The organism is Kineococcus esterisolvens, from assembly GCF_050871405.1.
GTDB lineage: Bacteria > Actinomycetota > Actinomycetes > Actinomycetales > Kineococcaceae > Kineococcus.
Genome location: NZ_JBJLRI010000017.1, coordinates 55,761 through 64,240 on the forward strand (window position 1 = coordinate 55,761; position 8,480 = coordinate 64,240).

An 8,480-nucleotide genomic window follows, 5' to 3' on the forward strand; every position below is an offset into this window, starting at 1 on the left:
GCAGTAGCGTGGGCGCCGTGCCCCCCGCCGTGCCGACCGCGCCGTCCGTCGGAGCCCGGGGCGGCAAGCGCCTGGGCCTGGTGGTCCACCCCACCCGCGACGTGACCGCGCACGTCTCCCTCGTGCTGGACTGGGCCCGGGGGCACGGCGACGAGGTCGTCGGCCTGCGCGCGGACGCTGCCCGCCTCGGCGAGCGGTGCGCGGACGTCGTCCTGGTGGGCGAGGAGGAGTTCGCCCGCACGGTGGACGCCGTGGTCAGCCTGGGCGGGGACGGCACGATGCTGGGGGCGCTGCGCCTGGTGGTGGGCCGCCGCATCCCCGTGCTGGGGGTGAACCTGGGCCACCTGGGCTTCCTCGTGGAGCTGGAGCCGCGGGAGCTGCCCGGGGCGCTGGAGCGCATCACCGCCGGCGACTTCACGGTCGAGCCGCACCTGTGCCTGCGCCTGAGCGGGCCGGGCCGCGAGCACGTCGCCTTCAACGACGTGGCGCTGGCCCGCACCCCGGGCCGCGGCACCGTGGTGGCGGCGCTGTCGGTGGCCGACCAGCGCATCGGCTACCTGCGCTGCGACGCGGTGGTCCTGGCGACCCCCACGGGCTCGACCGCCTACAGCTACGCCGCCGGCGGCCCGGTGGTCTCCCCCGGGGCCGACGCCCTCGTCGTCACGCCCGTGGCGCCCATGTCCGGCATCGGCAGGCCGATCGTGCTGGGCGTCGACGAGCCGGTGCGGCTGGAGCTGCTGGAGTCCTCGGGGCCGCCGGTGCTGGAGGTCGACGGCATCGCCTGCGGCGAGCTGGCCGTGGGCTCGGTGGTCGAGGTGCGCGCCGAGCGCGAGGCCGGGCACGTCATCCGCCTGGACGCCGCCGGGCACGGCCGGCGCGCGCGGGTGAAGCTGAGCCTGCTGGACCTGCCCCTGCTGCCCGACGAGATGCTGGAACTGGTGCCGCAGGGCATGCGCCGCCACGAGGCCGCGGGGCCGGACACCCCGCACCCCCACCAGCACCCGCGCTGAGGCGGTCGCCGCTCAGGGGGCGGAGGTCGGCTCCGCGTCGGCCGCTGCGTCGGCCGCCGTGCTGGGGGTCGCGGTGGCGGCCGGGCTCGGTGCGGCCGCGACGTCGGCCCCCGGCGCCCCGGCGCCCGCGCTCGTGCCGGCGGCCCCACCCGAGCCGCTGCCCGACCCGCCGTCCGTGGCCGTCGCGCCGGCCGTGGCGCTGGGGGTCGCCGCGGGCGTGGTCGCCCGCGCGGTCGGCTCGGCCGTGCCGGACGCGGTGGCGCTCCGGGTCGCGGTGGCCGTGGCGGTGGGTTCGGTGCTGGCGGTGCCCGTCGCGGTGCCCGTCGCGGTGGTCGTCGCGGTGGTCGTCGCGGTGGTCGTCCCCGCGGTGGTGGGGCTCGTGGGCTCGGCGGACGGGGTGGCGGGCTGCTGCGTCAGCGAACCGCCCACGATGCTCGTGCTCACGTCCGACTCCTGGCCCTGGCGCTGCGCTGCGACGCTGCGGCCCTCGACGTGCTCGTAGACGGCGATGCCGCCGACGGAGATCACGAAGGCGAGCACGCCGAGCAGCACCGCGTGCCGGGCGCCGAAGCGCCGCCCGGTGACCGGCGCGGGCACCAACCCGGGGTCGGGCGCGGGACCGGGGTCGGGCGCGACCGGCGGGTCCGTCCGCTCGGGGTGCTCGTCCTGCGCCGCCGGGACCGGGGAGGGGTCCTCGCGGCGCTCACGGGCCCGGCGCGCGACCTCGGCGAGCCGGGCGCGGCTGGTGTCGAGGTAGTGGTTGTAGACGGCCGCCGCCGTGGAGGCCGCGATGCTGCCCACGGCCGCGCCCACCAGGGTGCTCAGGGGTCCCAGGCTGCGCAGTCCGGCGAGCAGGATCGCCGAGGTGGCCGCCGCCAGGGCTCCACCGGCGATCTGCACCCAGTTGATCTTCAAGCGGTTGCGCTCGGGGGTCTGCTCGCTCATCCTGCGCCCATCGTCCCACCCCGCGGCGGCACCTCCGGCCACCGGCGGACGCCGCCTCGGGGAGGGTTCGTGGAGCCCCGGTGAGCACACCAGCGGTGGCCGCCCGCGGCGGCCTCGGCCACAGTGGCGCCATGACGATCCTCGTGCAGGACCTCAACCAGTGGAAGGGCGCCGCCGTCACCGACGTGACCGATCAGAAGATCGGGACGCTGGCGTCGGTGTACGTGGACGCCGCCACCGACGAGTGGCTGTTCGCCGCCGTCGAGACGGGGGTGCTGGGGTTCAAGAAGGTGGTGATGGTCCCGCTGGACCAGGCGGCCGTGGGGCGCCACGACATCCGGGTCGCCTTCCCCAAGGAGACCGTGAAGGCCTCCCCGGAGTTCGGCACCGACGAGGAGCTGGGGCCGGACGACGAGCCGCGCCTCTACGCCCACTACGGCATGGCGTACTCCCCCGCGGACACGCCCAGCGGGCGCCGCCTGGCGCGCCGCTGAGCGTCCCCGCGCTGCGCGCCACCCGGGGCGCCCGCGTCAGGCACGGGCGCGCTGGGTGGCGTCGCGGACCTCGCCGACGAGTTCCTCGATGACGTCCTCGAGGAACACCACGCCCGTGACCCGCCCGTGCGCGTCGACGACGCGCGCCAGGTGAGCGCCGGTGCGGCGCATCGAGGCGAGGGCGTCCTCGACCTCCTCGCCGTCGCGCAGCGTCCCGAGCTGGCGGATGCGCTTGTCCGGCACCGGCTGGTGGTAGCGCTCGTCGTCGGCGTACAGCAGGTCCTTCAGGTGCAGGTAGCCGTGCAGTTCGCCGGAGGGGTCCAGGACGGGGAACCGGCTGAAGCCGGTGCGCGCCACCAGCGCCTCCACGTCCGCCGGCGTGGCGCCCACGGTCACGGTGCGCAGGTCCTGCAGCGGCACGGCGATCTCCCCGACGCTGCGGTCGGAGAACTCCAGCGCCCCGCTGACCAGGCCGCCGGAGTCGTCGAGGGTGCCCTCGCGCTGGCTCTCGGCGACGATCGACTGCACCTCCTCCACGGTGAAGGCGCTGGCGACCTCGTCCTTGGGTTCCACGCCCACCAGGCGCAGCACGGCGTTCGTGATGCCGTTGAGCGCCCGGATCAGCGGGCCGATCGCCCGGCCGATCGCCACCAGCGGCGGGGCCAGCAGCAGCACGGCGCGGTCCGGGCCGGCGATGCTGAGGTTCTTCGGGATCATCTCGCCGACGACCACGTGCAGGTACACCACGACGGTCAGGGCGATGACCACCGCGACCGGGTGCACCAGGGCGTGCGGCAGGTGCACGGCCTCGAAGAGGGGCTCCAGCAGGTGCGCCAGGGCCGGTTCGGCGACGGCGCCCAGGCCGAGGGAGCACAGCGTCACGCCGAGCTGGCAGGTCGCCAGCATGAGGGAGACGTGCTCCATCGCCGACAGCGCGGAGCGGGCGCGCGCGCTGGTCGGGGCCAGCGGCTCGATCTGGCTGCGCCGCGCGGACAGCACCGCGAACTCGGCGCCGACGAAGAAGCCGTTGCCGAGCAGCAGCAGCAGGCCCACCAGCAGGGAGGCTCCGGTGCTCACGAACGTCCCCCCGTGGTGGTGGAGGCCGCGCGGGCACCGGTGGGTACAGCGTCGGGTGCGCCGTCCGGGCTGCCGGCGGCACGGGTGCGCGCGGGCAGGGAGGCGGCGTGGGCGCCGGCCTGGGCCTCGGGGACCGCCGGGCGCGTGCGCAGCCGCAACCGGTCCACGCGACGGCCCTCCATGCGGGTGACCCGCAGGACGGCGCCGCCGACGGCGACCTCGTCGCCGACGGCGGGGATGCGGGCCAGGCGGGCCATGACGAAGCCTCCGAGGGTCTCGTACTCGGGCGCTTCGGGGACCTCCACGCCGGTGTGGTCCTGCACCTCGTCGGGGCGGGCCAGGCCCGGCACGGTCCAGGAGCCGTCGCGGTGCTGGCGCAGCCCGCCGCGATCGCGGTCGTGCTCGTCGGACACGTCGCCGACGATCTCCTCCACGAGGTCCTCCAGGGTGACGACCCCGGCGGTACCGCCGTACTCGTCGACCACGAGGGCGAACTGCAGGCCCTTCTGCCGCAGCTGCAGCAGCAGCGGCTCCAGGCGCAGGGAGTCCGGCACCCGCCGCACGTCGGCCATCAGGGCCGCCGCGGGCACTTCCTGGCGCCGCTCGACGGGCACGGCCACGGCGGCCTTGACGTGCACGACGCCGCGCACGTCGTCGTCGTCCTCGCCGGTGACGGGGAAGCGCGAGTGGCCCGTGGTGCGGGCGAGGGCGACGACGTCGGCGGCGGTGTCGTCCAGGCGCACCGCCTCCATGCGCACGCGGGGGGTCATGACGTCGGCGGCGGTCTGGTCGCCGAAGACGAGGGTGCGGCTGAGGAGGTTGGCGGTGCCCTGGTCGAGGGTCCCCATGTCGGCGGACCGGCGCACCAGCGAGGCGAGCTCGCGGGCGGAGCGGGCCCCCGAGAGCTCCTCCTGCGGTTCGACGCCGATGGCGCGCAGGAACCGGTTGGCGCTGCCGTTGAGGACCCGGATGAGCGGGCCCGTCGCCCACGTGAAGCCGCGCTGCAGGGGTGCGACGACGCCTGCGGTGGGCAGCGGCAGGCTGAGGGCGAGGTTCTTGGGGACCAGCTCGCCCACGACCATGGAGAAGAAGGTGGCGATGACGACGCTGGAGACGGCGGAGACCGTGCCAACCGCACCGGCGGACAGGCCCGCGGCGGTCAGCGGCACGTCGAGCAGCGCCGACAGCGACGGCTCCATGAGGTAGCCCAGCAGCAGCGTGGTCAGCGTGATGCCCACCTGGGCGCCGGACAGCTGCGTGGACAGGGTGCGCAGGGCCGGCAGGACGCCGGCTGCGCGGCGGTCGCCGCTCTCCGCCGCCTTCTCGACCGCGAAGCGGTCGAGGGTGACGAAGGCGAACTCGGCGGCGACGAAGACGGCCGTGCCGAGGGTGAGGAGGACCCCGACGAGCAGGAGGAGCCACTCGACGATCACGTCGGCTCCCCGGGCGGCGTCGGGCAGGGATGGAGAGGGGGGCCGCTGCGCGGCCCGGGAGATGAGTCCATGACGCCGTGATTCTAGGAGGATCCGGCCGCAGCGCGCCCGCTCGCGGGGCCTCCCGCGCCGCGCGGGAGGCCCCCGTCGCTCAGAGCGCGCCGAAGTCGGACTTGCGCAGGGTCGCGTGCACGCCGACGGTGCGGTCCACGACCTGGGAGGCGTGGAAGTCACCGGCGGCGCTGAGGTAGGCGTAGGCCACCGGTCCCGGCAGGCCGAGGTCCTCCGTGAGGAAGGACATCGCGTTGCGCACGGCCACGCGCATCGCCTCGCCGAGGTCGGTGCCGTTGCCGCCCCCCTCGGGGCCGTCGGGGTCGGACAGGCCCACGGGGATCCAGTGCTCGGGGGTCTCGGCGAACGGGTACTCCCCCGCGATGCGCGGCGCGCCGTCGCCGGGGCGCACGACGCTCAGGCGGACCGTGGCCCGCAGCGAACCCTCCATCGCGGTCAGCGCCACCTCGCCGTGGCCCTGCGCCATGTGCGGGTCCCCGACGAAGAACATGGCCCCGGCCACCTGCACCGGCAGGTACAGCGTGGAGCCGACGACGAGGTCCTTGACGTCCATGTTGCCGCCGGCGACGGTCGGCGGCACGGAGTCGACCACCGCGGAGGTGTCGCGGGCGACGCCCATCATCCCGAGGAACGGCGCCAGCGGGAAGCGCGGCCCCGCGGCCCCGGGCAGCACCCCGACGAGGTCGCCGCCGGAGGCGGCGACGGGGGTGAAGACGCTGACGTTGCCGCCGGCGTTGAAGTACTCCGCCAGGGCGGGGTCGTCCTGCCAGGCACCGGGCAGCTCGTCGGGCAGGGCGCCCTTGCCGTGGCGGTTGGAGATCACGCCGTACGGCACCCGCAGCGCCAGGTCGAGCACCTCGACCTTGAGCACGTCGCCCGGCTCGGCGCCGGCGACGGCGACGGGGCGGCTGACGACGTGGGGGCCGGGGCCGTCGTGCGGGACGCGGGCGGCGATCTGCACGGCGTCGTCGAGGACGTCGCGCTCGTCCACCCCGAACGAGGTGAAGTAGCCCAGCGGGTCCTGGCCCTGGTCCTCCAGGACGCCCTCGTGGGAGACGGTGTCGAGGGTGACGACGGCGCCGGAGCGCACCACGGCGACCGGCTCGGTGTCCCGGTTGGGGAGCCGGCCCCACAGGACGTTCTCGGCGACGGAGGGTACGTACGTGCCGCGGCGGGGACCGCGTCCGGACTGCAGGGTGCGCAGCGCGGCGGCCCCGGGGCTCGCGGTGGCGGCACCGGCGGTGGACAGGGCGGCCGGGACGGCGGACAGGCCGGCGGCGGCCGCCAGGAGGGAACGGCGGCGGGGGTGCGGGGTGGTCACGGGCGCACTGCACCAACGGCGCGTTCCGCGCGGGTTTCCCGCCCGTTTCGCGCGGGTGACGAGCCGTTTCGCCCGCGTGACGAGGTGCTCACCGGCGCACGGCTCAGAAGAGAGTGTCCCCCGCCAGGAAGGCGACCAGCGGATCGACGCACCGGCGCGCCGCCCGCAGCAGCGAGTCGTGCCCGCACCCGCCGGCCACGAGGGCCGTCGCCGACGGCACGGCGGCCGCGAACTCCGTCGCGGCGACGCGGAAGTACCCGGGGCTGCGCTCGCCCGTGAGCAGCAGGGCCCGGACGGGCAGACCGGCGTAGGCGCCGACCGGGGAGTCCAGCTGCAGCCCCGCGCGGGTCTCCTGCAGCACCTGCGGCAGCCGCGCGGCGGTCGAGCGCCCCCACCCGGTGCGGGCCAGCACCCCGCCGACGAGCCGCTGCACCCGCTCGGAGCGACCGGCGGCGGTCAGGCCCAGGGAGCCGGTGCGCAGGTGCCGGTCCAGGTGGGCCAGCGCCAGGTCCGGCGAGCCCGTCGCCAGCGCCCGCGCGGCCTGCTCCAGCGCCTCCTCCGGCACCGCGCCGTCCAGCGGCAGCACCGCGTCGTAGACGGCCACCCGGTCGATGCGGCGCTCCAGCAGCCCGCCGGTGGCGAGCAGCGCCACCAGGCCGCCGAGGCCGTGCCCGAGCACCCTGCGCGCGCCGGTGGCCGCCAGGACCGCCCCGAGCAGGGCGACGTCGTCCGCCACTGCGTAGCGCGCGCCGGCGCGCCCGGCCACCTCCCGGTCGTAGCGGTGCACGGTGAAGCGGGCGCCCAGCCGCTCGGCGAGCCGGTCGTGGTCGGCCGCCGGGCGGGCGCCGTGCACGAGGACGAGGCCGGGCCCGGCACCGCCGGTGACGACCTCGACGGGCGAGCCGTCCGCGCGGCGCACCCCCTCGAGGATCACCGCACCACCCCCTGCCGCCCCCGGGCGGCGCCCACCGGCCCGCTCACCGGTCGTCACCAGCCCGCGGGCAGCGGGCGACCCTCCTCGTAGCCGGCCGGGGACTGCAGGCCCACCACGGCGCGCTCGGCGAACTCCGCGACCGTGCGGGCGCCGACGTAGGTGAAGGAGGAGCGGACCCCGGCGGTGATCTGGTCGATCAGGTCCTCCACGCCGGGGCGGGCCGGGTCCAGGTGCATGCGCGAGGAGGAGATGCCCTCCTCGAACAAGCCCTTGCGGGCGCGCTGGAACGGGGAGTCGGCCCGGGTGCGGGCGGCCACCGCGCGGGCGGAGGCCATGCCGAAGCTCTCCTTGTAGGGGCGCCCGTCCGAGTCGACCGCCAGGTCGCCGGGGCTCTCGTGGGTGCCGGCGAACCAGGAGCCCACCATGACCTGGCTGGCTCCGGCCGCCAGGGCGAGGGCGACGTCGCGGGGGTGGCGCACTCCGCCGTCGGCCCACACGTGGCCGCCGGCCTCGCGGGCGGCGCGCGCGCACTCCAGGACGGCGGAGAACTGCGGACGGCCCACGCCGGTCATCATCCGGGTGGTGCACATCGCGCCGGGGCCCACGCCGACCTTGACGACGTCGGCGCCCGCGTCCAGCAGGTCGCGCACCCCGGCGGCGGTGACGACGTTGCCGGCGACGACCGGTACGCGCGGGTCCAGGGAGCGCACGGCGGCCAGCGCCTCGAGCATCTTGTCCTGGTGGCCGTGGGCGGTGTCCACGACGAGCACGTCCACCCCGGCCGCCAGCAGCGCCCGGGCGTTGCCCGCGACGTCGCCGTTGATGCCCACCGCGGCCCCCACGCGCAGCCGCCCGGCGGCGTCCAGCGCCGGGGCGTAGACGGTGGAGCGCAGCGCGCCCCTGCGGGTCAGCGCCCCGGCGAGCACCCCGTCTCGCACCACGGGCGCGAAGCGGTGCCGGGCGGTGTGCAGGACGTCGAAGGCGGCCTCGAGGCCCTCGCGCTCGACGACACCGGCCTCCAGCGCCACCGGCGAGGAGCTCATCACGGAGCCGACCTGCGTGAACCGGTCCACGCCGGCGCAGTCGGCGCCGGTCACCACGCCGAGCACGTGCCGGTCGTCGTCGCCGACGACCGCGGCGCCGTGGGGGCGCGTGGGGAGCAGGGTCACGGCGTCTGGGACCGTGTCGGTGGTG

8 protein-coding genes are annotated in these 8,480 nt (G+C 76.6%); 2 read left to right on the forward strand and 6 right to left on the reverse strand.

Annotated features, from left to right (window positions below; all coding sequences use genetic code 11):
* Window positions 1–17: 17 nt before the first annotated feature.
* On the forward strand, window positions 18–1,010 hold the full coding sequence (locus tag ACRYR8_RS08140; RefSeq protein WP_432483890.1) for an NAD(+)/NADH kinase: 993 nt from the start codon (window positions 18–20) through the stop codon (window positions 1,008–1,010).
* 12 nt (window positions 1,011–1,022) lie between these two features.
* Here the strand turns inward: ACRYR8_RS08140 and ACRYR8_RS08145 are convergent, their stop codons facing one another.
* Window positions 1,023–1,955 carry a hypothetical protein gene (locus ACRYR8_RS08145; protein WP_432483891.1) on the reverse strand — a complete coding sequence of 311 codons (933 nt, stop codon included), beginning with the start codon at window positions 1,953–1,955 and terminating at the stop codon, window positions 1,023–1,025.
* An 80-nt stretch (window positions 1,956–2,035) separates the two neighbouring features.
* On the opposite strand from ACRYR8_RS08145, the gene ACRYR8_RS08150 reads away from it, so the two are divergent.
* The gene (locus ACRYR8_RS08150; protein WP_432483892.1) at window positions 2,036–2,449 is read left to right on the forward strand and encodes a PRC-barrel domain-containing protein; all 414 of its coding nucleotides are present in this window, start codon (window positions 2,036–2,038) and stop codon (window positions 2,447–2,449) included.
* A gap of 36 nt (window positions 2,450–2,485) precedes the next feature.
* On the opposite strand, the gene ACRYR8_RS08155 is transcribed toward ACRYR8_RS08150, so the two are convergent.
* The 5 genes from ACRYR8_RS08155 to ACRYR8_RS08175 all read right to left on the reverse strand — a co-directional run.
* Entirely contained in the window at window positions 2,486–3,526 is a 1,041-nt protein-coding gene (locus tag ACRYR8_RS08155) for a hemolysin family protein (protein ID WP_432483893.1), read from the reverse strand.
* Entirely contained in the window at window positions 3,523–4,959 is a 1,437-nt protein-coding gene (locus ACRYR8_RS08160; RefSeq protein ID WP_432483894.1) for a hemolysin family protein, read from the reverse strand. The genes ACRYR8_RS08155 and ACRYR8_RS08160 overlap by 4 nt, the downstream gene beginning before the upstream one ends.
* A 151-nt stretch (window positions 4,960–5,110) precedes the next feature.
* Complete coding sequence (locus ACRYR8_RS08165) at window positions 5,111–6,352, reverse strand: acetamidase/formamidase family protein (protein ID WP_432483895.1); 1,242 nt, start codon at window positions 6,350–6,352, stop codon at window positions 5,111–5,113.
* 103 nt (window positions 6,353–6,455) lie between these two features.
* On the reverse strand, window positions 6,456–7,286 hold the full coding sequence (locus ACRYR8_RS08170) for an alpha/beta fold hydrolase (RefSeq protein WP_432483897.1): 831 nt from the start codon (window positions 7,284–7,286) through the stop codon (window positions 6,456–6,458).
* Window positions 7,287–7,339: 53 nt separating this feature from the next.
* Window positions 7,340–8,480, reverse strand: a 1,141-nt coding sequence (locus ACRYR8_RS08175; RefSeq protein WP_432483898.1) for a GuaB1 family IMP dehydrogenase-related protein, incomplete at its 5' end; no start/stop codon positions are given.

Coding starts and splice junctions, on each gene's coding strand:
- ACRYR8_RS08145 (WP_432483891.1), bottom strand. CDS start 1,955: ATGAGCGAGCAGACCCCCGAGCGCAACCGCTTGAAGATCAACTGGGTG.